We start from the raw sequence: 225 nt of genomic DNA, 5'->3' as shown, positions 1-225 counted from the left end.
ACAGGGACCGTTGCCGGTGCAGACCGTGTTGTGGATCGGGGTGAAGATCGCGGGCGCGCTCGAGAGCGCGCATCGGCTCGGCATCGTGCATCGCGACGTGAAGCCGGGCAATATTCTGCTCACCGATTACGGCGAGCCGGCGTTGACCGATTTCGGTATCGCCCGCATTGCCGAAGGATTCCGAACGGCCACGGGCGTCGTGACCGCGTCCCCGGCATTCACCGC

Annotated in this window: 1 protein-coding gene; it reads left to right on the top strand. The window is 65.8% G+C overall.

Annotation, left to right across the window (positions count from 1 at the left end; all coding sequences use genetic code 11):
• The coding region (locus tag ON44_RS33465; RefSeq protein WP_040697901.1) for a protein kinase domain-containing protein at nucleotides 1–225 on the top strand (225 nt) is incomplete at both ends.

Source organism: Nocardia vinacea NBRC 16497 (genome assembly GCF_000308835.1).
GTDB classification, from domain to species: domain Bacteria; phylum Actinomycetota; class Actinomycetes; order Mycobacteriales; family Mycobacteriaceae; genus Nocardia; species Nocardia vinacea.
The sequence above is the reverse complement of the archived record's forward strand: the minus strand, read 5'-3'. Positions and strand labels throughout refer to the sequence as shown.